The sequence below is a fragment of the Stenotrophomonas sp. 8(2023) genome, assembly GCF_030345295.1.
GTDB classification, from domain to species: domain Bacteria; phylum Pseudomonadota; class Gammaproteobacteria; order Xanthomonadales; family Xanthomonadaceae; genus Stenotrophomonas; species Stenotrophomonas muris.
The window spans coordinates 3,076,051-3,101,217 of sequence record NZ_CP128404.1 but is presented as its reverse complement, the minus strand read 5'-3'; the positions used below and the strand labels follow the sequence as shown (position 1 = coordinate 3,101,217).

Sequence of the window (25,167 nt, the reverse complement as noted above, 5' to 3'; positions counted from 1 at the left end):
CCGAATGTCGCAGCAAACCACCATCCGCAAGCTTGCCGAACTGGTCAATACGCCGGTCGAAAAACTGCTGGAACAGCTGGCCGGTGCCGGCATGAAGTTCAGCGGTCCCGACCAGGTCGTGACCAGCTCCGAGAAGGTGAAGCTCCTGGGCTTCCTTCGTCGTTCGCACGGCAAGCCCGAGCAGGCCCCGGAAGAGACCGATCAGTCTGCGAAGAAGATCACGCTCAACCGCCGGAAGCAGCAGGAAGTGACGGTCAATTCCGGTCGCAGCAAGACGACCGTGAATGTCGAGGTGCGCCAGAAGCGTACCTACGTCAAGGATGGTGCTCGCGCCATGACCCCGGACGAAGAGCGCGCCGACATCCTGCGCAAGCTGGAAGAGTCGCGTGCCCGCAACCTTGCCGAACAGCAGGCCCTGGCCGAGAAGGATCGTCTGCGCGACGAAGCCATCGTCCGTGCCCGTGAGGAAGAGGCCGCCGCCAAGGAACGCGCCGAGGCCGAAAAGAAGGCCGCCGAGGAAGCTGCGGCTGCCGCCAAGGCGGCCGAGACGCTGGCTGCCAGCAAGCCCAAGCGTGCTCCGATCGACGAAACCGCGCCGCGCCCGCCGCGCACCCCGGCCGCAGCCCCGGCTGCGCCGCGTGGTGCACCGCCGCCGCCGCGCAACGACGACCGCAACAACCGCAGCGCGCAGCGCAACGAGCGTGGCCCGGGTGACCGTTTCGCTGGCCAGATGCACCTGTCGGCCGCCGACCGTGCGCGTCGTGGCAACAGCAACAACAGCAACACCCGGGGTCGTCCGGGCGGGCGCAACCAGGCCGGTGGCCGTCGCGACATGTCGCGCGGTGGCAACAATGCCGGCCCGCACGCCTTCGAGCGTCCGACTGCACCGGTGGTGCGTGAAGTGGCGATCGGCGACACCATCACCGTGGCCGACCTGGCGCAGAAGCTGGCGCTGAAGGGCGGCGAGGTGGTCAAGGCGCTGTTCAAGATGGGCGTGATGGCGACCATCACCCAGTCCATCGACCACGACACCGCCGCGCTGGTGACCGAAGAACTCGGCCACAAGGCGATCCGCGCCAACGACAACGACGCCGAAGACGCACTGCTGGCCTCGACCGGTGAAAACCAGGGCGAAGCCACCCAGCGTCCGCCGGTGGTCACCATCATGGGCCACGTCGACCACGGCAAGACCTCGCTGCTGGATTACATCCGCCGCACCAAGGTCGCCACCGGCGAAGCGGGTGGCATCACCCAGCACATCGGCGCTTACCACGTCGATACGCCGAAGGGCGTGATCAGCTTCCTGGACACCCCGGGCCACGCCGCCTTCACCTCGATGCGTGCGCGCGGCGCCAAGCTGACCGACATCGTGGTGCTGGTCGTGGCCGCCGATGACGGCGTCATGCCGCAGACCAAGGAAGCGATCCAGCACGCCCGTTCGGCGGGTGTGCCGCTGATCGTGGCGATCAACAAGATCGACAAGTCCGACGCGGATCCGATGCGGGTCAAGAACGAACTGCTGTCCGAGCAGGTCGTGGCCGAAGACTTCGGTGGTGACACCCAGATGGTGGAGATCTCGGCCAAGACCGGCCTGGGCATCGACGACCTGCTGGACGCCATCTCGATCCAGGCCGAACTGCTGGAACTGAAGGCGGTCGATGAAGGCCGCGCCTCGGGCGTGGTGATCGAATCGTCGCTGGACAAGGGCCGCGGCCCGGTCGCGACGGTGCTGGTGCAGCAGGGCCGCCTGAAGAAGGGCGACTACCTGGTGTGCGGCATCCAGTACGGCCGCGTGCGTGCGCTGTTCGACGAAACCGGCAAGCAGCCGGAGTTCGCCGGCCCGTCCATCCCGGTGCAGGTCCTGGGCCTGTCCGGCGTGCCGGAAGCTGGTGACGACTTCGTGGTCGTCGAGGACGAGCGCCTGGCCAAGGACGTTGCCCAGCAGCGCGAGACCAAGCGCCGTGAATCGCGCCTGGTGGCCACCGCTGGCAGCCGCATGGAAGACATCATGGCGACCCTGGGCAAGGGCGAGGGCCAGCAGGTCCTCAACTTGGTCATCAAGGCCGACGTGCAGGGTTCGGTGCAGGCGCTGAGCCAGGCACTGGTCGCGCTGTCCAACGAAGACATCCGCATCAACGTGATCCACTCCGGCGTGGGTGGCATCACCGAGTCGGACGCCAACTCGGCCGCCGCTTCGAAGGCCACCGTCATCGGCTTCAACGTGCGTGCGGACGCTTCGGCCCGTCGCATCATCGAATCCAATGGTGTCGACCTGCGTTACTTCTCGATCATCTATGACGTGATCGACCAGGTGAAGCAGGTGGCCTCCGGTCTGCTGGGCGTGGAGATCCGCGAAGAGATCATCGGTATCGCCGAGGTCCGCGACGTCTTCCGCAGCTCGAAGCTGGGTGCCGTCGCCGGCTGCATGGTCATCGAGGGTGTGGTCAAGCGCAACAAGCCGATCCGCGTCCTGCGCGACAGCGTGGTGATCTTCGAGGGCGAGCTGGAATCGCTGCGTCGCTTCAAGGAGAACGTCGAGGAAGTCCGCAACGGTACCGAATGCGGTATCGCGGTGAAGGCCTACAACGACGTCAAGCCGGGTGACCAGATCGAGTGCTTCGAACGTATCGAAGTGCCGCGCACCCTGTAATGCTGCAAGGTGGCCCGACCAACGGTCGGGCCCCACCATGTACCTGTAGCGCCCGACCGTTGGTCGGGCGACAATCGAATCAAAGGTAGTGCCCGACCGTTGGTCGGGCGACAACTGAACCAAGAGCTCCTCGTGCCCAAGACTTTCCATCGAACCGACCGTGTCTCCGCCCAGCTGCGCCGTGAACTCGGCACCCTGGTGCACAACGCCGTGCGCGAGCACGGGTTGCCCTCGGTGAGCGTGTCCGACGTGGAAATCACCCGCGACATGGCCCATGCCAAGGTGTTCGTCACCGCGCTGATGCCGGAACGTTCGGCTGAAGCCGTGGCCGGCCTGAAGGAACTGGGCTACCGCCTGCGCATGGACCTGGCCCGCGCGATGAAGCTGCGCCACGTGCCGGAGCTGCATTTCCACTACGACGACTCGGTCGACCGTGGTGAGCACATCGACAACATCCTGCGCGACCTGCCCGATACGCTGGCCGCCGAGAAGCGTCGCGAGAGCGACGAAGAATAACCGCGCGACGCCGGGCATGCCCGGCGTTGCTGCATTCCGGCTGCGCGATGTCTGATGCAGGCCGCGCTGCGGCAGCCGAGCATGGCCCGTCCCAACACTTTCCTGTCATGACCCGAATTCAGTTCCGTCGCCTGGATGGCATCCTGCTGCTCGACAAGTCGACCGGCATGAGCTCCAACGCCGCCCTGCAGGTGGCGCGCCGCCTGTTCCGCGCCGAGAAGGGCGGCCATACCGGCAGCCTCGACCCGCTGGCCACCGGCCTGCTGCCGCTGTGTTTCGGCGAGGCGACCAAGATCGCCGGCCTGCTGCTGGGTTCGGCCAAGGCCTACGACGCCGAGATCGTGCTCGGCCAGACCACCGATACCGACGATGCCGAAGGCCAGGTACTGCTGCAGCGCCCGGTGCCGGCGATCAGTGCCCAGGCCCTGCAGGCTGCGCTGGCGCCGCTGACCGGCACCATCCGCCAGCGTGCCCCGATCTATTCGGCGCTGAAGCAGGGCGGTGAACCGCTGTATGTGAAGGCCCGCCGCGGTGACGTCATCGAAGCGCCCGAACGCGAGGTGCAGGTACACGCCATCGAGGTGCTGGAGCAGCAGCCGGAACGGCTGCGGCTGCGCGTGACCTGTGGTTCCGGCACCTATATCCGCAGCCTGGCCCGCGACCTCGGCGAACGCCTGGGCTGTGGCGCCCACATCAGCGCGCTGCGCCGGCTCTGGGTCGAGCCGTTCCGCGAGCCTGCCATGGTCACCCTGGACCAGCTGCGGGCGATGGTCGAGGCCGGTGACGAGGCTGGCATGGACGCGTTGCTGCTGCCGCTGGCGGCCGGCCTGGCTGAATACCCGAGGGTCGACCTGGACGCCGACCAGGCCCACCGGTTCTGCGTGGGCCAGCGCCAGCGCGACCTGTCCTGGCCGCGCGGCCTGGTGGCCGTGTTCGGTCCGGACGATGCTGTCCAGGGCCTGGGCCAGGTCGACGAGAGTGGCCTGCTGGCCCCGCAGCGCCGTTTCAACCTCTGACCGGGGCCTGCCGGTTCAGCCCCGGTCCTTGTCCCGGACGCCCCCGGCCGTTACAATTTCGCGGCCGTTTTCCGGCAACCTGCCTCGCGCAGGTTTCATCCTCGTAGTCCACGGCGAGCCTGGCGGTGCGCGAAGCGCGTTCCTGCCGGCCACGCATCACAGAGAAAAAAGAAATGTCGATCGACACCCAGAAGGTCATTGAAGACAACAAGCGCAGCGCGGCTGACACCGGCTCCCCGGAAGTCCAGGTTGCACTGCTGACCGCCCGCATCGAACTGCTGACCGGCCACTTCAAGACCCACAAGAAGGACCACCACAGCCGCCGCGGCCTGCTGCAGATGGTCAACCGCCGTCGCAGCCTGCTCGACTACCTGAAGAAGAAGGACGTCGAGCGCTACAAGGCCCTGATCGAGAAGCTTGGCCTGCGTCGCTAAGCAACGAATCCCCCGCGGCGCAGCGATGCGCCGCGGTTTTGTTTTGTAGTACCGCAATCCCCGATTCAGGCCGGAACGATCCGGCCACCCGCTGGCGGCAAGGGTCGCCGACGGTCCAAATTCGCAGACAGCATCCCCAAGGACACCCTCCGTGGCAAAAATCACCAAAACCTTCCAGTACGGCAAGCACACCGTCACGCTTGAGACCGGCGAAGTCGCCCGTCAGGCCAGCGGCGCCGTCATCGTCAAGATGGACGACACCGTACTGCTGGTCACCGCCGTCGCCGCCAAGAGCGCGCGCGAAGGCCAGGACTTCTTCCCGCTGACCGTCGATTATCAGGAAAAGTTCTACGCCGGCGGCCGTATCCCGGGTGGTTTCTTCAAGCGCGAAGGCCGTGCGACCGAGAAGGAAACCCTGATCTCGCGTCTGATCGACCGTCCGATCCGCCCGCTGTTCCCGGAAGACTACAAGAACGAAGTGCAGATCATCGCCACGGTGATGTCGCTGAACCCGGACGTGGACGGTGACATCCCGGCCCTGATCGGTGCTTCGGCTGCCCTGGCCCTGGCTGGCACCCCGTTCATGGGTCCGATCGGTGCGGCCAAGGTCGGTTACAAGAACGGCGAGTACATCCTGAACCCGACCGTCAGCGAACTGGCTGACTCGCAGCTGGAGCTGGTCGTCGCCGGTACCTCCAACGCCGTGCTGATGGTTGAATCCGAAGCCGCGCTGCTGTCCGAAGAAGTGATGCTGGGCGCCGTGACCTTCGGTCACCGCGAAATGCAGAAGGTCATCAACGCGATCAACGAGCTGACCGTCGAAGCCGGCACCAAGCCGTCGACCTGGGAAGCCCCGGCCAAGAACGAAGCGCTGATCTCCGCCCTGAAGGAAGCCATCGGCCCGCGCCTGGGCGAAGCCTTCCAGGTGCGTGACAAGCTGCAGCGCCGCGACGCCATCTCGGCGATCAAGAAGGACGTGTTCGAAGCCCTGGCTGGTCGCGTGGCCGCTGAAGGCTGGAACCCGGCCGAGCTGTCGAAGGAATTCGGCGAACTGGAGTACCGCACCATGCGTGACTCGGTGCTGGACACCAAGGTCCGTATCGACGGCCGTGCGCTGGACACCGTCCGCCCGATCACGGTGAAGACCGGCGTGCTGCCGCGTACCCACGGTTCCTCGCTGTTCACCCGTGGCGAAACCCAGGCCATCGTGACCATCACCCTGGGCACCGCCCGTGACGGCCAGGTCATTGACGCCGTTGCCGGTGAGTACAAGGAAAACTTCCTGTTCCACTACAACTTCCCTCCGTTCTCGGTGGGTGAGTGCGGCCGCATGATGGGCCCGAAGCGCCGCGAAATCGGCCACGGTCGCCTGGCCAAGCGCGGCGTGCTGGCTGTCATGCCGTCGCTGGAATCCTTCCCGTACACCATCCGCGTCGTCTCGGAAATTACCGAGTCGAACGGTTCCTCGTCGATGGCATCGGTCTGCGGCTCGTCGCTGGCCCTGATGGACGCCGGCGTGCCGGTGAAGGCGCCGGTGGCCGGTATCGCCATGGGCCTGGTCAAGGAAGGCGAGCGCTTCGTCGTCCTGTCCGACATCCTGGGTGACGAAGATCACCTGGGCGACATGGACTTCAAGGTGGCCGGTACCGCTGAGGGCATTTCCGCCCTGCAGATGGACATCAAGATCGAAGGCATCACCGAAGAGATCATGAAGCAGGCTCTGCAGCAGGCCAAGGCTGGTCGTCTGCACATCCTGGGCGAAATGGCCCACGGCCTGACCGCTCCGCGTGAAGAGCTGTCGGACTACGCGCCGCGCCTGCTGACCATCAAGATCCACCCGGACAAGATCCGCGAAGTGATCGGCAAGGGTGGCTCGACCATCCAGGCCATCACCAAGGAAACCGGCACCCAGATCGACATCCAGGATGACGGCACCATCGTCATCGCTTCGGTCAATGCCATCGCTGCCCAGGCCGCCAAGGCCCGCATCGAGCAGATCACCTCGGACGTCGAGCCGGGCCGCATCTACGAAGGCAAGGTCGCCAAGATCATGGACTTCGGTGCGTTCGTCACGATCCTGCCGGGCAAGGACGGTCTGGTCCACGTGTCGCAGATCTCCAGCGATCGCGTCGAGAAGGTCGGCGACGTGCTGAAGGAAGGCGATGTGGTCAAGGTCAAGGTGCTGGAAGTCGACAAGCAGGGCCGTATCCGCCTGTCGATGAAGGCCGTGGAAGAAGGCGACGCCGTCAGCGCCGAGTAATCGGTACTGCTGATTGTGCGGTGGGTGAGGACCGTCGGTCCTCACGCTTCCGCAAATGAAAAAGCGGGCTTCGGCCCGCTTTTTCTTTGCCTTGATGTCATGCAGTGCCGCTCATCCAGGTCGCTGCATGTCCTGCTGCAGTGCGTGAGCGCCGCCACGTGGCCATCGTTCTGTCACGGTTGCGCGGATCACGCCTGTCCACGGGACGACATGCCGCGACAACCGTCCCGCAGCCACATCGGTTTGCTAACGTGGCGGCGCCTTCGAACCGGGAGATCCCATGTTCCGCCAGACCGTGGCCGTCCTTGCCGTGCTGATTGCCGGTGCCGTGCCCATCGCTGCGCGCGCCGCGCCGGCGCCGCCGCCGATCTTCGGTGCCTACTACCCCGGCGGCTCGGCCGAGCGCTATCCGGTGTCGAGCATTCCCGCCGAGCGCCTGACCCATCTGTTCTATGCGTTCTCCACCATCGATGACGGCCGCTGCGCGGTCGGCGCGGAAGCGCCGAAGAACTTCGCCGCGCTGGCCGAGCTCAAAAAGGCGCATCCGCACCTGCGCACGCTGATTTCGATCGGTGGCTGGGGTGCGGGTGGGTTCTCCGATGCAGCGTTGACCGAGGCCAGCCGCAAGCGCCTGGTGAACTCATGCATGGCACTGTTCTTCGATCACCATGCCGGCAGCTTCGATGGCGTGGATATCGACTGGGAGTTCCCGGTCAGTGGCGGGCCGAAGGAGCTGGCGCATCGCCCGCAGGATCGCGCCAACCTGACCAGGCTCGCGCAGGCGTTCCGCGTGGCACTCGACGCGCACGGGCGCAAGGTGGGGCAGCCAATGCTGTTGAGCGCCGCGCTGGCCGCCGGTCGCCTGCAGACCGATGGCCCCTATGATCCGGCGGCGAGCTACGACCTGCCGGCGCTGGCCAAGGTGTTCGATTTCATCAACCTGATGAGCTATGACATGGGCACCGGCTTCTCATCGGTGTCGACCTTCAATGCGCCCCTGCATGAAGTGCCGGCCGATCCGCTGGCGCCGGAGCTGCGGCGCTGGAACAACGTGGCCGGCGCGGTGCAGTACTACCGCGAGCACGGTGTGCCGGCCGACAAGCTGGTGCTGGGCGTGCCGTTCTATGGGCGCGGCTTCAAGGTCACCGGCGATGCGCCGGATGGCCTGTATCAGCCCTACAGCGCACCGGCCGACGCCGGCGACTGGCGGGTGATCAAGGCGCGCTATCTCGACCAGCCGGGTTGGGTGAAGCACTGGCAGCCGCAGGCGCAGAGCCCGTGGCTGTACAACGCCGTGCAGAAGATCTTCATCAGCTATGAAGACCCGCGCTCGATCGGCCTGCGTGCCCGGTTCGCCCGCGAGCAGGGCCTGGCCGGGGTGTTCATGTGGGAGCTGACCGGCGACGACGAGCAGGCCAGCCTGCTCAACGCGATGCTCGGCCCGTGGCAGAAGGCGCGCATCGGCGATTGAGTCACTGGTGGCGCCGGGCCATGCCCGGCGCCAGGCGGCAACGCCATCGACCCGACACCGCACATTGCGACGACGCCGGCGGCGCTACGCTTTGGGCATGATCCATCTCGAACGCCTGGACCACCTGGTCCTCACCGTCGCCGACATCGAACGCAGCTGTGACTTCTACCAGCGCGTGCTCGGCATGCAGGTCGTGCGCTTCGGCGCTGGCCGTACCGCGCTGCAGTTCGGCCAGCAGAAGATCAACCTGCATCCGGCCAGCGCGCCACTGCAGCCGCATGCGCTGCGACCCACGCCGGGCAGTGCCGATCTGTGCCTGGTCACGCATACGGCAATGGTCGATGTGCTGGCGCACCTGCAGGCGCAGGCCATCGCGGTGGAGGAGGGGCCGGCCACACGTACCGGTGCGCTGGGACCGATCGAATCGGTGTACTTCCGCGACCCGGATGGCAACCTGATCGAAGTGAGTCGTTACCCGGGCGAAGAACACCCGCAGCGGTAGCGCCGGGCCATGCCCGGTGAAGGCTTAGTTGGCCCAGACGCTGTTGGGGTCGCCGTTGCGGGCGCGGCGCTGGCTGGCGACGGCCAGGCGAGCGAAGCCGAAGGCCATGGCCAGCGCGATGGCATCGACCCAGAACAGCGGCCAATGGCCACGCGCGGCGGCGCGCCACAGCCAGTCACCATTGAGTGCGCCGTGCAGGACCGGCACCAGTGCAGTGCTGAGCGCTGCGGCCCACAGCAGCTCGCGCGCCGCCTGCGCGGGGCGGCGCAGTGCAGCCCACAGCGCACAGGCTGCCCAGCTGCCGAAGCAGGCCCAGCGGATGCCATGGTCGACCGCCGACGGTGCCAACCGCTCCAGCACCAGCGCGGTGATGAAAGCGACCGAGATCGCCACGCACAGGCCGATGCACACGCCAACCGTGGCCCGTGCCATGTTCACCCCGGCACGCGGCTGTTGCGGCTGGCGACGCTTGCGCCGCGACTCGATCCACAACAGGTTGCCGGAGTAGAACAGGAACGCACCGCCGAGGCCGAGCAGGAAGTACAGCCAGACCACCACGCCGTTGCCGAACTCGCCGAAGTGCAGGGCATAGGCGGCGCTGAGCGTGGCGTGGTTGGCATCGCGCTGGCCCGGCAGCTGGGAGGCCAGGACGTTGCCGGTGGCCACGTCCAGGGCCACCGAACCGAGCGGCCCGAGTGTGCCGGTGGATTCGCCCGTGATCTCGATCGTGGCGCTGGCATCGCCGGCGTTGGCCAGCTTCAGGTAGGCCGGCTCGAAGTTGGCCACGCCCTGTGCGCGGGCTACTTCAAGCGCGCGCGCATGCAGCAGGCGCAGGCTGCCCGGCGGTGCCGGGATGCCACTGGCGTCGCGCACCGGCGCGGTGTCCATTGCAGTCGGTACCGCCTGCAGGGCCTTGCCGTCGTAGATCAGTGGATTGAGCAGGGCCATCTGCACGAACACCAGGCAGAGCAGGGCGCCAGTGACCGCGAACATCAGGTGGAAGGGCAGGCTGAGCACGCCGATCACGTTGTGCGCGTCCTGCCACAGCTGTTTCAGGTTGCGGCCCGGACGCAGCGCGAACAGGTCGCCGAACAGCTTCGGCAGGTGGATCACCAGGCCGCTCAGCAGCGCCATGCCATACAGCAGGCTGACGATGCCCATCACGTAGATGCCGGCCACCGGTAGTCCGAGGCTGTAATGCAGTTCGTTGACCAGTTCGGCCAGCCCGGTCTGTGGCGGCGTCGGGCTGCCGGCGATCTCGCCCGGCCAGGCATAGCGCCAGCTGCCGTCGTCGGCCTGCCAGTAGGCCAGGGGTTGCGGATGTTCGGCGCCGGGGAACGTCATGCCGACGTGGCGGCGGGCTTCCGGGTGTGCCGCCAGCACGTCTTCCAGCAGGTACTGCGCATCGTCCAGGCCCGCCGGCAACGCGGTGGCTGCACCGGGCGTCTGCCACAGCGGCAGGTCGTGGTGGAACAGGGTCAGCGCACCCGCGTAGAAGGCCACGAACAGGCCGAAGCCGGCAACCAGGCCGACCCAGGTGTGCAGGGTGGTGAACGTACGCAGGGTCTGCGAGCTGAACTTCATGGGGGGAGTCTCATTGCACCGCGCCGGTCAGGCGCAGCAGCGTCAGCACGGCGAAGCCGGCCGCAGCGCTGCCGGCCAGTGTCACCCAGGCGCGCAGCGCGCTGCGGAAGCTGAACGCCCACAGGGCAGCCAGCATCCACAGCGGGATGAACGTGATCAGGCTGGGCACCAGCGCGTTCTGCCAGGGGCCCGGCGGCAACCACGTCACCAGCCCGGTCGCGGCGGCGGCCAGCAAGAAGCCGGCCACGATGCCGGCGAAGGCGCGCGGCCACATCAGGGCGACTCCGTGCCCGGGCGATGCCAGGCGGCCAGTGCCGGCAGCAGCATCGCGGCCAGCATCCAGGTGCACAGCATCGCCACCAGGCCAGCGGCAAAGCCGAGTTCGGCCATCCACAGCCACAATGCGGCAGCCGCGGCGACCAGGCCGATCTGGCGGCCGAGGCGGCCGGCGCGGCGCAGGCGGGGCCAGCGGCAGTGCGGCGAGGCGGCATAGAAGGCCAGTGCCGAGAACATCGCTGCCAGCATGCCCAGGCTGCAGAAGCCCAGCGTGGAAAGGCCGACGGTGATCATTGCGGGCGGCCGCCATGGCAGCGGGCCAGCGAACGCGGGGCACGGGCGGGGCCGGCGGGAGCCGGTCGGAGCGGGTGGCGCATCACGAGGTCCTGGGGGGAAGCGGGCAGGCTGGCACGGGGCGGGCTGCGCGGACATGGTAATCATTGCGTTTTCACGCCGCCAGCGAGGACCATTCAGCGGACCGTACGGTAGGCCTTGGGCTTTCCGGTGTGCTGGTTTAAGATCGTCGCAGAACCCTGACTGGAACAAGGTGGCCCGCGCCCAGCGCCGGCCGAGCGTGCGACATGAGCACTACCACCGCCCACTGTTGACCTGCCCCCGAAGGCCCTGTGTTCCAGGCGCCCTCGTGGCGCTTTTTTATTGCCCGGGCAATGGCCCGGGAACGCCTTCCAGCCCGCCCAGCGGGCCCCGCACGAAGCCAATGCGATGATCAACATTACCCTTCCCGACGGCAGCCGCCGCGAGTTCGAAAACCCCGTCAGCGTCATGGACGTCGCCCAGTCGATCGGTGCCGGCCTGGCCAAGGCCACCATCGCCGGTTCGGTCGATGGCGTGCTGGTCGATGCCAGTGACGTCATCGACCACGATGCCAGCCTGCGCATCATCACCGCCAAGGACGAGGAGGGCGTGGAGATCATCCGCCACTCCTGCGCCCATCTGGTCGGCCACGCCGTCAAGCAGCTGTACCCGGACGTGAAGATGGTGATCGGCCCGGTGATCGCCGAGGGCTTCTACTACGACATCTATTCCGAGCGCCCGTTCACCCCGGACGACATGGCCGCGATCGAGAAGCGCATGGGTGAGCTGATCGCCCAGGATTACGACGTCATCAAGAAGATGACCCCGCGCGCCGAAGTGATCGAGATCTTCAAGGCCCGTGGCGAGGACTACAAGCTGCGCCTGATCGAGGACATGTCCGACGACATCCAGGCGATGGGCATGTACTACCACCAGGAATACGTGGACATGTGCCGCGGCCCGCACGTGCCGAACACGCGCTTCCTGAAGGCCTTCAAGCTGACCCGCATCTCCGGCGCCTACTGGCGCGGCGATGCGCAGAACGAACAGCTGCAGCGCATCTACGGCACCGCCTGGGCCGACAAGAAGCAGCTCGAGGCGTACATCAAGCGCATCGAGGAAGCCGAGATGCGCGACCACCGCCGCATCGGCAAGCAGCAGGACCTGTTCCACCTGCAGGAAGAGGCGCCGGGCCTGGTGTTCTGGCACCCGAAGGGCTGGGCGTTGTGGCAGGTGGTCGAGCAGTACATGCGCAAGGTCTACCGCAGCAGCGGCTACGGCGAAGTGCGCTGCCCGCAGATCCTGGACGTGAGCCTGTGGAAGAAGTCCGGCCACTGGGACAACTACCAGGACAACATGTTCTTCACCGAGTCGGAGAAGCGCACCTACGCGGTCAAGCCGATGAACTGCCCGGGCCACATCCAGGTGTTCAACCAGGGCCTGCACAGCTACCGCGACCTGCCGATCCGCTACGGTGAGTTCGGTTCCTGCCACCGCAACGAGCCGTCCGGCGCGCTGCACGGCATCCTGCGCGTGCGTGGTTTCACCCAGGACGACGGCCATGTGTTCTGCACCGAGAGCCAGATCGAATCGGAAGTGACCGCGTTCCACCAGCAGGCGCTGGCGGTCTACCAGCACTTCGGCTTCGACGAGATCCAGATCAAGATCGCGCTGCGTCCGGAATCGCGCCTGGGCGACGACGCCACCTGGGACAAGGCCGAGGGCGCACTGCGTTCGGCGCTGTCCGCCTGTGGCGTGGAATGGCAGGAGCTGCCGGGCGAGGGCGCCTTCTACGGCCCGAAGATCGAGTACCACCTGAAGGATGCCATCGGCCGTACCTGGCAGCTGGGCACCATGCAGGTCGACTTCATGATGCCGGGCCGCCTGGGCGCCGAGTACGTGGATGAGAACAGCCAGAAGAAGCATCCGGTCATGCTGCACCGCGCCATCGTCGGCTCGATGGAGCGCTTCCTGGGCATCCTGATCGAGCACCACGCCGGCCAGTTCCCGGCCTGGCTGGCGCCGACCCAGGTGGTGGTGGCCAACATCACCGACGCCCAGGCCGACTACGTCTCGGGCGTGACCAAAACCCTTGCGGAGCAAGGCTTCCGCGTCAGCTCGGATTTGCGTAACGAGAAGATCGGCTATAAAATCCGCGAGCATACGTTGCAGCGCGTGCCCTACCTGCTGGTCATTGGTGACCGCGAGAAGGAAAATGGGGCTGTGGCGGTGCGTACGCGTTCTGGCGAAGACCTGGGCAGCATGAGCCTGCAGGCCTTCATCGAGCGGCTCCAGGCCGAGGGCGCGTAAGCAAAGGTCCGGTCCGGGGGCACAGGCACCCGGACCGGTTCGATACCCTTGGGAGAACGTAATATCAGCACCCCTGACAACAAACAGAACCGCAAGAATCAGGAAATCCGTGTGCCGCGCGTCCGCGTGATCGGCAGTGACGGAGAAATGATCGGCGTGTTGTCGCGCGACGAAGCGCTGTCCATGGCCGAAGATGAAGGCCTGGACCTGGTCGAAATCCAGCCGCAGGCCGATCCGCCGGTCTGCAAGATCATGGACTTCGGCAAGTTCAAGTTCGAAGCGCAGAAGAAGGCCAGCGAGGCCAAGAAGAAGACCAAGCAGGTCGAGATCAAGGAAGTGAAGTTCCGTCCGGTCACGGACGAGGGCGACTACCAGATCAAGCTGCGCAAGATGCGCGGGTTCCTTGAAGAAGGCGACAAGATCAAGGTCAACATCCGTTTCCGTGGCCGTGAAATGAGCCACCAGGAACTGGGTCGCGAAATGGCCAACCGGATCGAGACCGATCTGGGCGAGGACATCGTCATTGAATCCCGTCCGCGCCTGGAAGGGCGTCAGATGGTCATGATGATCGCGCCGAAGAAGAAGACCTGAGGCCTGACGGGCCGCCTTCCGGGGCGCCTGGCTGAATGGTTCAGGGTAAGGGGACGCCACTGGCGTCCCTTTGCTTTTGCAGGATGCCGGTTGAAATGCCGGCGCAAGAGGTGCTGGGGCTGGTGGCAGGGCGGTTTTGCCTGTATCATGCCCGGCTCGACCCACCCAGGACGGGTCGTACGCCGATCATGGCAGGACGGAAAGAGCGGCCCAGGCCGCCGCCAGATCAGTCAGAAACCAGGGTCAAATCCCATCAAGGACATTGCAATGCCCAAGATCAAGACCAACCGGGCAGCGGCCAAGCGTTTCCGCAAGACCGCCTCGGGCAAGTACAAGTGCGGCCACGCCAACCGTAGCCACATCCTCACGAAGAAAGCGACCAAGCGTAAGCGTAATCTGCGTCAGACGGGCCATGTCCGTGCAGAAGACGCAGGCCGTCTGGACCGCATGCTCCCTTACCTCTGAGGAACTGAAAAATGGCACGAGTTAAGCGTGGCGTACAGGCGCGTCGCCGCCACAAGAAGATTCTGGATCTCGCCAAGGGCTATTACAACGCCCGCCGCAAGGTCTTCCGCGTCGCCAAGCAGGCGGTCATCAAGGCACAGCAGTACGCCTACATCGGCCGTAAGCAGAAGAAGCGCAACTTCCGTTCGCTGTGGATCACCCGTATCAATGCGGCTGCCCGCATCAACGGCCTGAGCTACAGCCGCTTCATGAACGGTCTGCTGAAGGCCGGCATCACCCTGGACCGCAAGGTCCTGGCTGACATCGCCGTGCACGACGCAGCCGGTTTTGCTGCGCTGGCCGAAAAGGCCAAGGGCGCGCTGGCGGCATAAGTCCTTCCCGATGCCGTAACCGTTCATCCGGAACGGTGTCAGGTCAAGGCAATGCATGGGGAAGGGCGCAAGTCCTTCCCCATTCTTTTTTGGGTCCCGGCGAGGCCATGGCGGCAGCGCGGGGACGGCGGTGGCGACAGGGGTCGGCCCTTCGCGCATCGCGATGGCAGATCGACTGGAGTTCCGGCCCCCCATGAGCGACATCCAATCCCTCACCACCCAGGCGCTGGCCGATGTGGCCGCCGCACAGAGCCCCGACGTGCTGGAACAGCTGCGCGTGGCCCTGCTTGGCAAGAGTGGCAGCATCACCTCGCAGCTCAAGCAGCTCGGCGCCCTGCCGGCCGACGAGCGCAAGGCCGCCGGTGAAGCGATCAACCAGGCCCGCGACGCGCTGACCCGCGCGCTCGGCGAGCGCAAGGCGCTGCTGGAAGACGCGGCACTGGATGCACGCCTGGCCGCCGAAGCCATCGACATCACCCTGCCGGGTCGCAACGGCGACCGCGCCGGCCTGCATCCGATCACCCGCACTCTGGAGCGCATCACCGGCATCTTCGGCCGGCTGGGCTACGAGCTGTCGGAAGGGCCGGAGATCGAGGACGACTGGCACAACTTCGAGGCGCTGAACTTCCCGCCGCACCATCCGGCGCGCGCCATGCACGACACCTTCTACTTCGGCGACGGCCGCCTGCTGCGCACGCACACCTCCGGCGTGCAGGTGCGCTACATGGGTGACCACGCGCCGCCGCTGCGCATGATCGCCGCCGGCAAGGTGTACCGCAGCGACAGCGACCAGACCCATTCGCCGATGTTCCATCAGGTGGAAGGCCTGCTGGTGGACGAGCATTCGACCTTCGCCGACCTGAAGGGCACGCTGGCCGAGTTCGTGCGCGCCTTCTTCGAGCGCGATTTCGAAATGCGCTTCCGCCCGAGCTATTTCCCGTTCGTTGAGCCGGGCGCGGAAGTGGACATCGCCTGGCAGCAGCCCGATGGCAGCACCCGCTGGCTGGAAGTGCTGGGCTGCGGCATGGTCCATCCGAACGTGCTGCGCAACGTCGGCATCGATCCGGAGCGCTACACCGGCTTCGCCTTCGGCATGGGCGTGGAGCGCTTTGCAATGCTGCGCTACGGCGTCAACGACCTGCGTGCGTTCTTCGAGAACGACGTGCGGTTCCTGAAACAGTTCGCGTAAGCCGCAACCCTGTAGGGCCGAGCCATGCTCGGCTGCTCCCAAATTCGCAGGCCCAGGCGCATGCGCCGGGCCCACCAGGATGACACCATGAAATTCTCCGAAAACTGGCTGCGCAGCCACGTCCCGACCGGCGCTTCGCGCGATGAACTGAGTGCAGTGCTGACCGCCATCGGCCTGGAAGTGGAAGACGTGACCGCGCTGGGCGAAGGCCTCGACCACGTGCTCGTGGCACGCATCATCGACGCGGTGCGCCATCCGGAAGCGGATCGCCTGCAGGTGTGCAGGGTTGATGCCGGGCAGGGCGAACTGCTGCAGATCGTGTGCGGCGCCCCGAACGCGCGCCCGGGCCTGGTCGCGCCGCTGGCGATGGTCGGTGCGCAGATCGGCGAGCTGAAGATCAAGCCGGCCAAGCTGCGTGGCGTCGAGTCCAACGGCATGCTGTGCTCGGCCAAGGAACTGGGCCTGGACAACGATGCTTCCGGCCTGCTGGAACTGCCCGACGACGCACCGGTCGGCCAGACCCTGGTCGAGTACCTGGGCCTGCCGGATGCCAGCATCGAGATCAAGCTGACCCCGAACCGCGCCGACTGCTTCAGCCTGCGCGGCATCGCCTACGACGTCGCCGCCGCCACCCGCAGTGAAGTGCTGGACTTCGCTGCCGACGCCATTCCGGCAGTCGGCAGCCGTGAGCTGGGCATCCAGCTCGACGCCGGCGCCGAAGCGCCGCGTTACCTGGGCCGTGTCATCGAAGGCGTCAATGCTGCCGCCAAGACCCCGTTGTGGATGGCCGAGCGCCTGCGCCGCAGTGGCGTGCGTCCGGTCTCGCTGCTGGTCGACATCACCCAGTATGTGATGCTGGAGCTGGGCCAGCCGATGCACGCCTACGACCTGGGCACCCTGCAGGGCAGCATCGCCGTGCGGCGTTCGCGCGCGGGCGAGACGCTGAAGCTGCTGGACGGCCGCGATGCTGCGCTGGACGACAGCTTCCTGGTGGTCACCGACGCTGACCGCGCGGTCGGCCTGGCCGGCCTGATGGGCGGCTTCGACACCCGCGTCACCGACGCGACCACCGCCGTGTTCCTGGAAGCCGCGCACTTCGCGCCGGCCGCGATCATGGGTCGTGGCCGCAAGCTGGGCCTGCACACCGATGCCGGCCATCGCTTCGAGCGCGGCGTCGATCCGGCGCTGCCGCGCACCGCGATCGAGTACGCCACCCGCCTGGTGCTGGACCTGGCCGGCGGTACCCCGGCACCGGTCACCGAGGCCGTGCGTGAAGCCGATCTGCCGCAGCCGGCGACCATCGTGCTGCGCCGCGCCCGCATCACCCGCGTGCTCGGCATCACCATCGACGATGCGGAAGTCGAGCGCATCCTGCGCGCGCTGGGCATGGACGTGGTCGCCGCCGCCGACGGCTGGCAGGTGGTCGCGCCGAGCCGCCGCTTCGACATCGCCATCGAAGAAGACCTGATCGAAGAGCTGGCCCGCATCCACGGTTACGAGCAGATCCCGACCACGCTGCCGGGCGGTGCCTCGCGCGTGGCGATGCCGAGCGAGACCCAGCTGGACGCGCTGAGCGTGCGCCGCCAGCTGATCGCCCGTGACCAGCAGGAAACCGTCAATTTCGCCTTCGTCGACGACGCGCTGCTGACCCAGTGGCAGCTGCGCGACGGCCTGGTGCCGCTGGCCAACCCGCTGTCGGCCGAACTGGCGGTGATGCGCCCGTCGCTGCTGCCGGGCCTGGTCGCCACGTTGGGCCGCAACGCCGCCCGCCAGTTGGGCCGCGTGCGTCTGTTCGAGCTCGGCCGCGTGTTCGCCCAGCAGGCCGGAGACGGCCAGCCGGCACCGCTGGAAACCCCGCGCGTGGCCGCTGCGGTCTGCGGTGAGGCGCAGGCGGTGCAGTGGGGCCTGCCGACCCGCAAGGTCGACTTCCATGACCTGAAGGGCGACCTGGAATCGCTGGCGGCCGCCAGTGGCGCGCAACTGGAGTTCCGCCCGTCCGTCCGCGCCTACGGCCACCCGGCGCGTTCGGCCGAGGTGTTCCGCGATGGCGTGGCGATTGGCTGGATCGGCCAGATCCACCCGCGCCTGACCCGGGCGATGGATATCGAAGCCGACGTCTACGCCTTCGAGCTGGACCTGGAGCCGCTGACCGCCCGCCGACTGCCGCGCGCCGGCGAACTGTCGCGCTTCCCGGCGGTGCGTCGCGACCTGGCATTCCTGGTGCCTGAACAGGTGGCCTGGGCCGATCTGGCGGCCACCGTCCGCCAGGCCGCCGGCCCGCTGCTGCGCGACCTGAACCTGTTCGACCGTTACGTCGGCCAGGGCGTCGAGCCGGGATTCAAGAGTCTCGCTATGGGCTTGATTTTGCAGGACAAGTCGCGCACTCTGACGGACCGCGACGTGGATGCGGTGGTGGCCGAGGCGGTCACTGCCATCGAGCGTGAACACCACGCCCGGATCCGCGGCTGAGCGGGCAGCACTCGGGGGTAGCAGGCAATGGCATTGACCAAGGCGGAGATGGCGGAAAAGCTGTTCGACGAAGTCGGTCTGAACAAGCGGGAAGCCAAGGAATTCGTCGACGCGTTTTTCGATGTGCTGCGTGAAGCATTGGAACAGGGACGTCAGGTGAAGCTGTCGGGCTTCGGTAATTTCGATCTGCGGCGCAAGAACCAGCGCCCGGGTCGCAACCCCAAGACCGGCGAGGAAATTCCGATTTCCGCCCGTACGGTGGTCACCTTCCGTCCGGGCCAGAAGCTCAAGGAGAGGGTGGAAGCTTATGCTGGATCCGGGCAGTAACCGCGAACTACCGCCGATCCCGGCCAAGCGCTACTTCACCATTGGTGAAGTCAGTGAGCTGTGCGACGTCAAGCCGCATGTCCTGCGCTACTGGGAAACCGAGTTTCCCAGCCTTGAGCCGGCCAAGCGCCGAGGCAACCGCCGCTACTACCAGCGCCACGACGTGCTGATGGTGCGGCAGATCCGCAGCCTGCTGTACGAACAGGGCTACACGATCGGTGGTGCACGCCTGCGTCTGGACGGCCCCGATGCCCGCGAGGAATCGGCGCTGAGCAATCAGATCATCAAGCAGGTGCGCATGGAGCTGGAAGAAGTGCTGCAGTTGCTGCGCCGCTGATCCCATTTCCATCGTAATCCGCTATACTTCACGGCCCGCCGCAGTGGCGGGCACATCGCAGCATCAGTCGGGGCGTAGCGCAGCCTGGTAGCGCATCTGCCTGGGGGGCAGAGGGTCGTCGGTTCGAATCCGGCCGTCCCGACCACTGTGATGAATCAAGAAGCCCGCGCAGCGATGCGTGGGCTTTTTTGTGCGTGCGGTGTATGCTGCGCGCCACTCGTACTACCGCGGCTGCTGAACCCGGTACTCACGAGAACACATCATGGATTCTGCAAGAAACCGTGCCTGGCGTCGCAGCCAGGCTCGCAACCGTGGTGGCGACCGCGCCACGACCGCCTACAGCTACAAGCCCGAGAAGAACTGGAAGCTGCTGTATACGCGCGATGCCAAGCTCGCGCGCGCACGCCAGCTGGGCTTCACCTATCCGGTCCTCAGCGCCCGCCAACTGCAGGAACAGGAATGATCAACCTGCTGTTCGTCTGCAGCCGCAACCAGCTGCGCAGCCCGACCGCCGAAGCCATGTGGCGACGGCGACCCGGCTTCGCTGCGCTGTCGGCCGGCACCAGTCCGCATGCACGACGCCCCATCGGCCCGGCGGATATCCGCTGGGCCGATGTCATCTTCGTGATGGAGGCCAAGCACCAGCATCGCCTGCAGGCCGCCTATGCGCGCCTGCTGGAATACAAGCGCCTGCATTGCCTGGATATCCCCGACGACTATCGCTGCATGGATCCGCTGTTGATGGACCTGCTGGATGCAAAGGTGACCACGTATCTCGATCAGCTGCCGGCAAAGCGGTAGAGCAGCTCCGGATCGCCTTCGTCCAATCCGTGCACGATGCCGCTGTCGATGAAACCCGAAGCGGCGAGCAGGCGTTGCATGCCGGTATTGGAAGCATTGGTCGAAGTGAACAGCCTGCCGTGGCCGTGCAGCGCGATGGCATGGCGCAGCAGGGCGGCGCCGACGCCCTGGCTGCGTTGTTCGCGCGCCACCATCAGCATCTCGACGAAGGCTTCGCCGAAGAAGTGATGGTGGATGACCGGGTAACCGGCCAGCTGACCGGCCCATTCGGCCGGTGCATGCCACCACGGGCCTGCCAGTCGCTGATCTGCCGTGCGCGTTGCGGATCGTGGACCGCAACGCTGTCGAGCGCGATCAACGCGGAAACGTCGGCGGGCATTGCCTCGCGGATGTGCAACATCGTCGAGGAGGGATCGGGCGGCACCATCGAAGGCTCCTGGGCTGGGTGCGCCCAGTCTATCGATCGCGTCGGCCGTGTCTGCGCATCCGCCACAGCCAGCGTGTGGTCGGCAGTCAATACACACGGAACTCGGCACGGCAGCCGTCGCTGACCCACACGCCGCGGCGGTCCCAGCCCCAGTTGCGATCCTCGACGCACGGTGTCACCGACTTCTGCTTGACCAGGCGTACCTCGTGGCGCACACGGATGCGGCATTCCTTCTCCTTCTGCTCGTAGGACTCGCAGACCAGGCGCTCGCCATCGTCATCGCGGTCACGGTCACGGTCCCGGCCGCGCCCCGGCCAGCGGCCGCGTCCCTGTCCGTCGGCCACGAACTCGGCGCGACAGCCGTCGGTGACCCAGAGCATGCGGCGGCTCTGGCCCCAGTTCTGGTCCTCTACGCAGCGGGTGACCGACAGCTGCCTGGCCAGGCGCATGCGGCCTTCGATCGGGCACTGCTGGGTCTTGTTGAACTGCGATTCGCAGCGCAGCGGCGCAATGGGATCGCTGTCGTAATCCTGGGCGGCCACCGTGGTGGCGGCCAGCAGCAGGGCCAGGGTGGGGAGGGCAATCGGCAGCAGCAGGCGATGGGTCATGGGGGGCCTCGGCAGGGGAACGGGCTGCAAGAATGGACCAGCCCGGGGCCATCGGAACGGATCGTTCCGGCGTTGGCTCAGTGGGGATTTAGTAGTGTGCACCGGCCCATGCAGAGCCTTACATCCCTTATCATCGCGGCACATCCGATCGCATCGGCTTACACCTTCTTACATCTCTCCCACGCTTGCCGGCCCAGCCTGTGGCTGCCGTCACTGGCGTGCAGCCGGCGTGTGGAGGAGGATGCGCGGACCACGACGACCACAGGGGGTTGCGTTGATCAGCAGTACCGTCATTCATCGCTCGGCTGGCGCAGAGGCCGGGCAGGTGCGTGTCCTGGACACCACGTTCAAGGGCAAGCATGTGTTCATTGCGTGGGGCCTGCGCGGGCCGGAACTGGCCCGCAGCGCGGACCCGCCCGCCACCGTGGCTGCGCGCAAGGCGCTGCATGCCGTGGCCGGCCACAGCGAGGGACCGCGCAGCCCGGAGGTGTTCATCGCCAACCAGTCGGCAGTGGCGATTACCGTCTATCGGCTGCTGACCGAGGCGCGTTCGGGCGATGCCATCTTCTTCCTGTGTGATTCGCAGGCCGTGGTCGACTGGTTGATCACCGCACTGGAAGTGCAGGGCGAAGACTGACAGCGCGCAGGGTCAGGCCAGTGCCGCATCCACCGCCGCCAGGGCGTGCAGGGTGGTGGTGTCGAACAGCGGCACCGGGCTGTCCTCGGCGCGGACCAGCAACATGATTTCGGTACAGCCGAGGATGATCGCTTCGGCGCCGCGTGCAACCAGGCGCGCGATCACGCCGGCGTACGCCTGCCGCGAATGCTCGCTGACCACGCCGCAGATCAGCTCCTGGTAGATGATGTCGTGCACGCTGCGGCGATCATCGGCCTCCGGAACCAGTACCTCCAGCCCGAAGCGGTTCTGCAGCCGGTCGCGGTAGAACGCCTGCTCCATGGTGAAGGCGGTGCCGAGCAGTCCCACCTTGCGGATGCCGGCCTGGAGGATCGCCGCGGCGGTCGGGTCGGCGATATGCAGCAGGGGCAGCGGGCATCCGGCTTCGATCCGGCCGGCCAGCGCGTGCATGGTGTTGGTGCAGATCACCAGCAGCTCGGCGCCACCGGCCTGCAGCCGCCGTGCAGCATCGAGCATGTGGTTGCCCAGCAGATCCCATTGGCCGTCGTGCTGCAGCTGCTTGATGCCGGCGAAATCCACCGACCACAGCAGCAGTTGCGCCGAATGCGCGCCACCGAGGCGATGCCGCACCGCCTCGTTGATGAGCCGGTAGTACTGCGCCGAGCTTTCCCAGCTCATGCCGCCGATCAGGCCAAGGGTCTTCATGCACTGCTCCAAGCCAGAGACGGCCATTGCAGCACAGATGGCAGTGGCGCTGCCGTGCACGGGCGCCGGCATCTGTAACCGTCGCATCCACCGCCCGCTGTATGTGCCGCGTCCTGCATGGGTGCCCTATGCTGGTGCCGTCTTCTGAAGTGGAAACCGGCAATGGCCCTGCATACCTGGTGGTGGTTCCTGGCCACGGTCTTCGTGCTGTGCGGGACGCCCGGGCCGAACATGCTGCACATCCTCGGGCGCAGCGTCGGGCTGGGGTTCCGTGGCAGCGTGCCGGCCATGGCCGGCTGCCTGCTGGCGATGCTGCTGGTGCTGGCCGCATCCGCTGCGGGCCTGAGCGCGTTGCTGCACTCCTCGCCGATGCTGTTCGAAGTGCTGCGCTATCTCGGTGTGGCCTACCTGGCCTGGCTTGGCATCAAGGCGTGGCGTGACAGCTGCCGCCCGGCACCCGCGGTGGCCGATGCTGCCGAGGTCACACTGGCGCCGGTACATGGCGCAGCGACGGTATTCCGTGGCGGCCTGTGGGTTGGCCTGAGCAACCCCAAGCTGTTGTTGTTCGCCGCGGCGTTCCTGCCGCAGTTCGTTGATCCGTCGCGTAGCCAGGCCGTGCAGTACAGCGTGCTGGTGGCGACCTTCGCGGCCTGCGAACTGTTCTGGTACGTGATGTACGCCGCCGGTGGCCACGGCCTGCGTCGTTGGCTTGCAAAGCCATTCGCACGGCGCTGGTTCGAGCGGCTGGTGGGAAGCGTGTTCCTGGCCTTCGCGGTGGCGCTGCTGCGCTTCCGGCCGCGCTGATTCACGCCGCACACGCGGCCTTTTCACGACTGCCGCATCGGCTGCGGCCTAGCCTGATCACACCGTTTGCGTTCCCTGCGGGGTAAGGACTGACATGATCAAGTGGGCCATCATTTTCGCCATCATCGGCATCATCGCCGGCGTGCTGGGCTTCGGCGGCATCGCCGGTGCCGCTGTGGGCATCGCCAAGTTCCTGTTCTGGGCCGGCATCATCATTGCCGTGGTGCTGTTCCTGATCGGCATGAGCGTGGCGAAGAAGGTCAGCTAGCACCTGTCGCGCAGCAGCGTGTTCAGTGCGCGCTGCTGCGCGAGAACAGGTTGATCACCAGCACGCCGGCGCAGATCAGCGCGATGCCGGCCAGCGCAGCTGCATCCAGCCGCTGCTTGAACACCACCAGGCCGATCAGCGAGATCAGCACGATGCCGACGCCGGACCAGATCGCATAGGCGATGCCGGTCGGCACCGACTTCATGGTGACCGACAGCAGGTAGAAGCACAGCCCGTAGCCGACCAGCGCGCCCAGTGTCGGCCACAGCCGGCTCATGCCGTCCGAGGCCTTCAGCAGCGACGTGGCAATCACTTCCAGCACGATGGCGGCGGCCAGGTAGATATAGGGGTTCATCGCGGGCTCCGGGTCACTGCGGGTCGCACAGCTTGAGGGCCTGCTCGGCCATCGCCAGCGCATTGAGGCGCTCTGCTTCGTCCAGCGGCCGACCATAGGCGGTGGCCCAATAGCCATCGGCCGCGCAGCGTGCCGCGTACAGGCGCGGATCGCCGGCTTCGCCGGGGAACTCGGCCAGCATCGCGCGCTTCCAGTCGCGCCAGTGCGCCAGCAGGGCCGGCTCCATCAGGTTGCCCAGGGTCAGGCCGACGTCGTTGTCCTGTTCCTGCTGCAGCAGGTGCTCGAAGTTGGCCCGCACATAGGCGCGGCTGAAGCAGCCGTGGCCGGGCGTGCCGTCCTGCAGGAGCGTGCGCACACGCGCCTCGAACTCGCCGATGAGTGCGCCGATGGCTTCATCGACCAGCGCCTGCTTGCTGCTGAAATGGTGGAACAACGCGCCCTTGCTGACCCCGGCCACGCGCGCGACATCCTGCACGGTCAGTGCCGCCAGCCCGTGCTGGCCAATCACGGCAATGGTGGCGTGCAGCAATGACTGGCGCACGCTGTCGGGCGCTTTGCGCCGCGAGCGGGGAGGGGGCGGGGACATGATGGGAAGAAACCGACTGGACGGTATGATTGTAGCGCAGCCGGATCGCGTCACCGGCGCGACCATCGGCCACCGCCCGGTGGGAGCCGGATCAATCGTCGATGCGTGCGAAACGCGCCTGCGGGCCGTGTTTGCCTGGGACCTGCTCGACGAACATCGGGTAGGGGCGTACCCACAGGCCACCTTCGCCGTAGAGTGCGCGGTACAGCACCAATGGTTCCAGCGTCTCGCTGCTGCGGACGATGTCGATCACTTCGTATTCGCCGCCCTTGAAGTGGCGATACCGGCCACGGGCGAGGTCGGGCAGGGGACTCAGCTCAGCCATGACGGGTCGTGCTCACTTGCGCGCCGGGCTGGCGGGCGTGGCGCAGTACGCGTCGATGGCCTCGGCGCTGTTGGCCAGGCCGTGTGCCTGTGCCAGCTCCCAGGGCCGCTCGCAGCGCTGGCTGTGTTCGCACCACTGGTAGCCGGCCGAGCCGATGCAGCCGTGCGCGTCGCGATCGCCGCCTACCTTGGGCATGGTGGTCGAAGGCTTGCCGTCGGCACGCGGGGCTGCATTGTCCGGGCTCGCGCATGCGGCCAGAACCAGCAGCGCTGGAATCAGAAGAAGCACCTTCATGCGCGAGCTCCGTGCGTAAAGCAACATATTCTGTCGCAAATAGCCCGTCAGCAAGCGCTCAATGCACGGCGGCGCGGACCAACTCTTCGATCAGAATCAGATAGCTGGCCACGAAATAGAACTTCAGCAACGTCGAACGCTGGTGCGAGAAGAAGGTGCGCATGTGGAAGGGGCCCCTGTTGATGATGGTAGTGTGAAGCCCAGCTGACTCCGTGACAAGGATCACGGAATGAACGAGCTAAACGGACTCAGGGATGTGATGAGGGCGGGGTTC

29 protein-coding genes, 1 tRNA gene and 1 pseudogene are annotated in these 25,167 nt (G+C 66.5%); 21 read left to right on the top strand and 10 right to left on the bottom strand.

Translation table 11 applies throughout. From position 1 onward, the window contains the following. The first annotated feature begins 4 nt into the window (after window positions 1–4). From infB to QP609_RS14565, 7 genes are all read left to right on the top strand, one after another. Entirely contained in the window at window positions 5–2,650 is a 2,646-nt protein-coding gene (infB, locus tag QP609_RS14595) for a translation initiation factor IF-2 (RefSeq protein WP_197621562.1), read from the top strand. A gap of 132 nt (window positions 2,651–2,782) precedes the next feature. After that, window positions 2,783–3,166 carry a 30S ribosome-binding factor RbfA gene (gene rbfA / locus QP609_RS14590; protein ID WP_005410447.1) on the top strand — a complete coding sequence of 128 codons (384 nt, stop codon included), beginning with the start codon at window positions 2,783–2,785 and terminating at the stop codon, window positions 3,164–3,166. Window positions 3,167–3,273: 107 nt separating this feature from the next. Then, entirely contained in the window at window positions 3,274–4,182 is a 909-nt protein-coding gene (gene truB / locus QP609_RS14585) for a tRNA pseudouridine(55) synthase TruB (RefSeq protein WP_014647857.1), read from the top strand. Window positions 4,183–4,355: 173 nt separating this feature from the next. Further along, on the top strand, window positions 4,356–4,616 hold the full coding sequence (gene rpsO / locus QP609_RS14580) for a 30S ribosomal protein S15 (protein ID WP_005417886.1): 261 nt from the start codon (window positions 4,356–4,358) through the stop codon (window positions 4,614–4,616). A 151-nt stretch (window positions 4,617–4,767) separates the two neighbouring features. Beyond that, on the top strand, window positions 4,768–6,876 hold the full coding sequence (gene pnp / locus QP609_RS14575) for a polyribonucleotide nucleotidyltransferase (RefSeq protein WP_046431803.1): 2,109 nt from the start codon (window positions 4,768–4,770) through the stop codon (window positions 6,874–6,876). A 280-nt stretch (window positions 6,877–7,156) separates the two neighbouring features. After that, the gene (locus QP609_RS14570) at window positions 7,157–8,347 is read left to right on the top strand and encodes a glycoside hydrolase family 18 protein (RefSeq protein ID WP_197621855.1); all 1,191 of its coding nucleotides are present in this window, start codon (window positions 7,157–7,159) and stop codon (window positions 8,345–8,347) included. A 97-nt stretch (window positions 8,348–8,444) separates the two neighbouring features. Beyond that, window positions 8,445–8,849 (top strand): VOC family protein, encoded by a 405-nt coding sequence (locus tag QP609_RS14565; protein ID WP_041863657.1) that lies wholly within the window; start codon window positions 8,445–8,447, stop codon window positions 8,847–8,849. A 24-nt stretch (window positions 8,850–8,873) separates the two neighbouring features. Here the strand turns inward: QP609_RS14565 and QP609_RS14560 are convergent, their stop codons facing one another. Genes QP609_RS14560 through QP609_RS14550 form a run of 3 tightly spaced genes read right to left on the bottom strand, consistent with a single transcriptional unit; the run spans window position 8,874 to window position 11,003 of the window. Next, on the bottom strand, window positions 8,874–10,433 hold the full coding sequence (locus QP609_RS14560; RefSeq protein ID WP_197621480.1) for a PepSY-associated TM helix domain-containing protein: 1,560 nt from the start codon (window positions 10,431–10,433) through the stop codon (window positions 8,874–8,876). Window positions 10,434–10,443: 10 nt separating this feature from the next. Beyond that, a complete protein-coding gene (locus tag QP609_RS14555) occupies window positions 10,444–10,707 on the bottom strand; it encodes a hypothetical protein (protein WP_032957460.1) in 264 nt (87 codons plus the stop codon). Further along, entirely contained in the window at window positions 10,707–11,003 is a 297-nt protein-coding gene (locus tag QP609_RS14550) for a hypothetical protein (RefSeq protein WP_005410439.1), read from the bottom strand. Before QP609_RS14550 ends, QP609_RS14555 begins: the two co-directional genes overlap by 1 nt. A 429-nt stretch (window positions 11,004–11,432) precedes the next feature. Here QP609_RS14550 and thrS point away from each other — a divergent pair, with 429 nt between their 5' ends. The 11 genes from thrS (at window position 11,433) to QP609_RS14495 (ending at window position 19,884) form a co-directional block, all read left to right on the top strand. Continuing rightward, the gene (thrS, locus tag QP609_RS14545) at window positions 11,433–13,334 is read left to right on the top strand and encodes a threonine--tRNA ligase (RefSeq protein WP_032957627.1); all 1,902 of its coding nucleotides are present in this window, start codon (window positions 11,433–11,435) and stop codon (window positions 13,332–13,334) included. Between the two features lie 63 nt (window positions 13,335–13,397). Further along, window positions 13,398–13,925, top strand: coding sequence for a translation initiation factor IF-3 (gene infC, locus QP609_RS14540; RefSeq protein ID WP_075076340.1), 528 nt, complete (start codon window positions 13,398–13,400; stop codon window positions 13,923–13,925). 267 nt (window positions 13,926–14,192) lie between these two features. Then, a complete protein-coding gene (gene rpmI, locus QP609_RS14535) occupies window positions 14,193–14,390 on the top strand; it encodes a 50S ribosomal protein L35 (protein ID WP_005410436.1) in 198 nt (65 codons plus the stop codon). A gap of 11 nt (window positions 14,391–14,401) precedes the next feature. Beyond that, a complete protein-coding gene (rplT, locus tag QP609_RS14530; RefSeq protein WP_005410435.1) occupies window positions 14,402–14,761 on the top strand; it encodes a 50S ribosomal protein L20 in 360 nt (119 codons plus the stop codon). Between the two features lie 193 nt (window positions 14,762–14,954). Beyond that, complete coding sequence (locus QP609_RS14525; RefSeq protein ID WP_005417865.1) at window positions 14,955–15,950, top strand: phenylalanine--tRNA ligase subunit alpha; 996 nt, start codon at window positions 14,955–14,957, stop codon at window positions 15,948–15,950. An 87-nt stretch (window positions 15,951–16,037) separates the two neighbouring features. Then, complete coding sequence (gene pheT, locus QP609_RS14520; protein WP_289213800.1) at window positions 16,038–18,419, top strand: phenylalanine--tRNA ligase subunit beta; 2,382 nt, start codon at window positions 16,038–16,040, stop codon at window positions 18,417–18,419. Window positions 18,420–18,446: 27 nt separating this feature from the next. Continuing rightward, window positions 18,447–18,746 (top strand): integration host factor subunit alpha, encoded by a 300-nt coding sequence (locus tag QP609_RS14515; protein ID WP_005410432.1) that lies wholly within the window; start codon window positions 18,447–18,449, stop codon window positions 18,744–18,746. Further along, window positions 18,727–19,083, top strand: a complete 357-nt coding sequence (locus QP609_RS14510; protein ID WP_005410431.1) for a MerR family transcriptional regulator — start codon at window positions 18,727–18,729, stop codon at window positions 19,081–19,083. Before QP609_RS14515 ends, QP609_RS14510 begins: the two co-directional genes overlap by 20 nt. 68 nt (window positions 19,084–19,151) lie before the next feature. Continuing rightward, a tRNA-Pro gene (locus QP609_RS14505) sits at window positions 19,152–19,228 on the top strand. Window positions 19,229–19,345: 117 nt separating this feature from the next. After that, a complete protein-coding gene (locus tag QP609_RS14500) occupies window positions 19,346–19,546 on the top strand; it encodes a hypothetical protein (RefSeq protein ID WP_014647847.1) in 201 nt (66 codons plus the stop codon). Further along, entirely contained in the window at window positions 19,543–19,884 is a 342-nt protein-coding gene (locus QP609_RS14495) for a hypothetical protein (RefSeq protein WP_014647846.1), read from the top strand. Before QP609_RS14500 ends, QP609_RS14495 begins: the two co-directional genes overlap by 4 nt. Here QP609_RS14495 and QP609_RS14490 read toward each other — a convergent pair. Next, window positions 19,863–20,311, bottom strand: a pseudogene (locus QP609_RS14490) (GNAT family N-acetyltransferase). The gene QP609_RS14495 and the pseudogene QP609_RS14490 overlap by 22 nt on opposite strands. 86 nt (window positions 20,312–20,397) lie before the next feature. Continuing rightward, window positions 20,398–20,919 (bottom strand): DUF3011 domain-containing protein, encoded by a 522-nt coding sequence (locus QP609_RS14485; RefSeq protein ID WP_180834953.1) that lies wholly within the window; start codon window positions 20,917–20,919, stop codon window positions 20,398–20,400. Between the two features lie 241 nt (window positions 20,920–21,160). Here QP609_RS14485 and QP609_RS14480 point away from each other — a divergent pair, with 241 nt between their 5' ends. After that, a complete protein-coding gene (locus QP609_RS14480; protein WP_032956187.1) occupies window positions 21,161–21,556 on the top strand; it encodes a hypothetical protein in 396 nt (131 codons plus the stop codon). Window positions 21,557–21,568: 12 nt separating this feature from the next. Here QP609_RS14480 and QP609_RS14475 read toward each other — a convergent pair whose 3' ends face one another. Continuing rightward, window positions 21,569–22,261, bottom strand: coding sequence for an aspartate/glutamate racemase family protein (locus tag QP609_RS14475; RefSeq protein WP_197621478.1), 693 nt, complete (start codon window positions 22,259–22,261; stop codon window positions 21,569–21,571). Between the two features lie 162 nt (window positions 22,262–22,423). Between QP609_RS14475 and QP609_RS14470 the strand changes: the two genes are divergently transcribed. Further along, window positions 22,424–23,065 (top strand): LysE family translocator, encoded by a 642-nt coding sequence (locus tag QP609_RS14470; RefSeq protein ID WP_014647842.1) that lies wholly within the window; start codon window positions 22,424–22,426, stop codon window positions 23,063–23,065. Between the two features lie 94 nt (window positions 23,066–23,159). Continuing rightward, window positions 23,160–23,333: a DUF1328 domain-containing protein gene (locus QP609_RS14465; protein WP_005417836.1), complete on the top strand. Its 174-nt coding sequence runs from the start codon at window positions 23,160–23,162 to the stop codon at window positions 23,331–23,333. 22 nt (window positions 23,334–23,355) lie between these two features. On the opposite strand, the gene QP609_RS14460 is transcribed toward QP609_RS14465, so the two are convergent. From QP609_RS14460 to QP609_RS14445, 4 genes are all read right to left on the bottom strand, one after another. Next, the gene (locus QP609_RS14460) at window positions 23,356–23,688 is read right to left on the bottom strand and encodes an SMR family transporter (RefSeq protein ID WP_014647841.1); all 333 of its coding nucleotides are present in this window, start codon (window positions 23,686–23,688) and stop codon (window positions 23,356–23,358) included. A 13-nt stretch (window positions 23,689–23,701) separates the two neighbouring features. Beyond that, window positions 23,702–24,274, bottom strand: coding sequence for a TetR/AcrR family transcriptional regulator (locus QP609_RS14455; RefSeq protein WP_197621477.1), 573 nt, complete (start codon window positions 24,272–24,274; stop codon window positions 23,702–23,704). 91 nt (window positions 24,275–24,365) lie between these two features. Further along, entirely contained in the window at window positions 24,366–24,599 is a 234-nt protein-coding gene (locus QP609_RS14450) for a DUF1653 domain-containing protein (protein ID WP_014647839.1), read from the bottom strand. Between the two features lie 12 nt (window positions 24,600–24,611). Next, window positions 24,612–24,893: a hypothetical protein gene (locus tag QP609_RS14445; RefSeq protein WP_014647838.1), complete on the bottom strand. Its 282-nt coding sequence runs from the start codon at window positions 24,891–24,893 to the stop codon at window positions 24,612–24,614. Window positions 24,894–25,167: the final 274 nt, after the last annotated feature.

Bases quoted from the DNA above. Each gene is read 5' to 3' on its own strand.
- infB (WP_197621562.1), top strand. From the start codon at position 5: ATGTCGCAGCAAACCACCATCCGCAAGCTTGCCGAACTGGTCAATACG.
- truB (WP_014647857.1), top strand. From the start codon at position 3,274: ATGACCCGAATTCAGTTCCGTCGCCTGGATGGCATCCTGCTGCTCGAC.
- rpsO (WP_005417886.1), top strand. From the start codon at position 4,356: ATGTCGATCGACACCCAGAAGGTCATTGAAGACAACAAGCGCAGCGCG.
- QP609_RS14570 (WP_197621855.1), top strand. From the start codon at position 7,157: ATGTTCCGCCAGACCGTGGCCGTCCTTGCCGTGCTGATTGCCGGTGCC.
- QP609_RS14565 (WP_041863657.1), top strand. From the start codon at position 8,445: ATGATCCATCTCGAACGCCTGGACCACCTGGTCCTCACCGTCGCCGAC.
- QP609_RS14560 (WP_197621480.1), bottom strand. From the start codon at position 10,433: ATGAAGTTCAGCTCGCAGACCCTGCGTACGTTCACCACCCTGCACACC.
- QP609_RS14555 (WP_032957460.1), bottom strand. From the start codon at position 10,707: ATGTGGCCGCGCGCCTTCGCCGGCATCGTGGCCGGCTTCTTGCTGGCC.
- QP609_RS14550 (WP_005410439.1), bottom strand. From the start codon at position 11,003: ATGATCACCGTCGGCCTTTCCACGCTGGGCTTCTGCAGCCTGGGCATG.
- thrS (WP_032957627.1), top strand. From the start codon at position 11,433: ATGATCAACATTACCCTTCCCGACGGCAGCCGCCGCGAGTTCGAAAAC.
- rpmI (WP_005410436.1), top strand. From the start codon at position 14,193: ATGCCCAAGATCAAGACCAACCGGGCAGCGGCCAAGCGTTTCCGCAAG.
- rplT (WP_005410435.1), top strand. From the start codon at position 14,402: ATGGCACGAGTTAAGCGTGGCGTACAGGCGCGTCGCCGCCACAAGAAG.
- QP609_RS14525 (WP_005417865.1), top strand. From the start codon at position 14,955: ATGAGCGACATCCAATCCCTCACCACCCAGGCGCTGGCCGATGTGGCC.
- pheT (WP_289213800.1), top strand. From the start codon at position 16,038: ATGAAATTCTCCGAAAACTGGCTGCGCAGCCACGTCCCGACCGGCGCT.
- QP609_RS14515 (WP_005410432.1), top strand. From the start codon at position 18,447: ATGGCATTGACCAAGGCGGAGATGGCGGAAAAGCTGTTCGACGAAGTC.
- QP609_RS14510 (WP_005410431.1), top strand. From the start codon at position 18,727: ATGCTGGATCCGGGCAGTAACCGCGAACTACCGCCGATCCCGGCCAAG.
- QP609_RS14500 (WP_014647847.1), top strand. From the start codon at position 19,346: ATGGATTCTGCAAGAAACCGTGCCTGGCGTCGCAGCCAGGCTCGCAAC.
- QP609_RS14495 (WP_014647846.1), top strand. From the start codon at position 19,543: ATGATCAACCTGCTGTTCGTCTGCAGCCGCAACCAGCTGCGCAGCCCG.
- QP609_RS14485 (WP_180834953.1), bottom strand. From the start codon at position 20,919: ATGACCCATCGCCTGCTGCTGCCGATTGCCCTCCCCACCCTGGCCCTG.
- QP609_RS14480 (WP_032956187.1), top strand. From the start codon at position 21,161: ATGCGCGGACCACGACGACCACAGGGGGTTGCGTTGATCAGCAGTACC.
- QP609_RS14475 (WP_197621478.1), bottom strand. From the start codon at position 22,261: ATGAAGACCCTTGGCCTGATCGGCGGCATGAGCTGGGAAAGCTCGGCG.
- QP609_RS14470 (WP_014647842.1), top strand. From the start codon at position 22,424: ATGGCCCTGCATACCTGGTGGTGGTTCCTGGCCACGGTCTTCGTGCTG.
- QP609_RS14465 (WP_005417836.1), top strand. From the start codon at position 23,160: ATGATCAAGTGGGCCATCATTTTCGCCATCATCGGCATCATCGCCGGC.
- QP609_RS14460 (WP_014647841.1), bottom strand. From the start codon at position 23,688: ATGAACCCCTATATCTACCTGGCCGCCGCCATCGTGCTGGAAGTGATT.
- QP609_RS14455 (WP_197621477.1), bottom strand. From the start codon at position 24,274: ATGTCCCCGCCCCCTCCCCGCTCGCGGCGCAAAGCGCCCGACAGCGTG.
- QP609_RS14450 (WP_014647839.1), bottom strand. From the start codon at position 24,599: ATGGCTGAGCTGAGTCCCCTGCCCGACCTCGCCCGTGGCCGGTATCGC.
- QP609_RS14445 (WP_014647838.1), bottom strand. From the start codon at position 24,893: ATGAAGGTGCTTCTTCTGATTCCAGCGCTGCTGGTTCTGGCCGCATGC.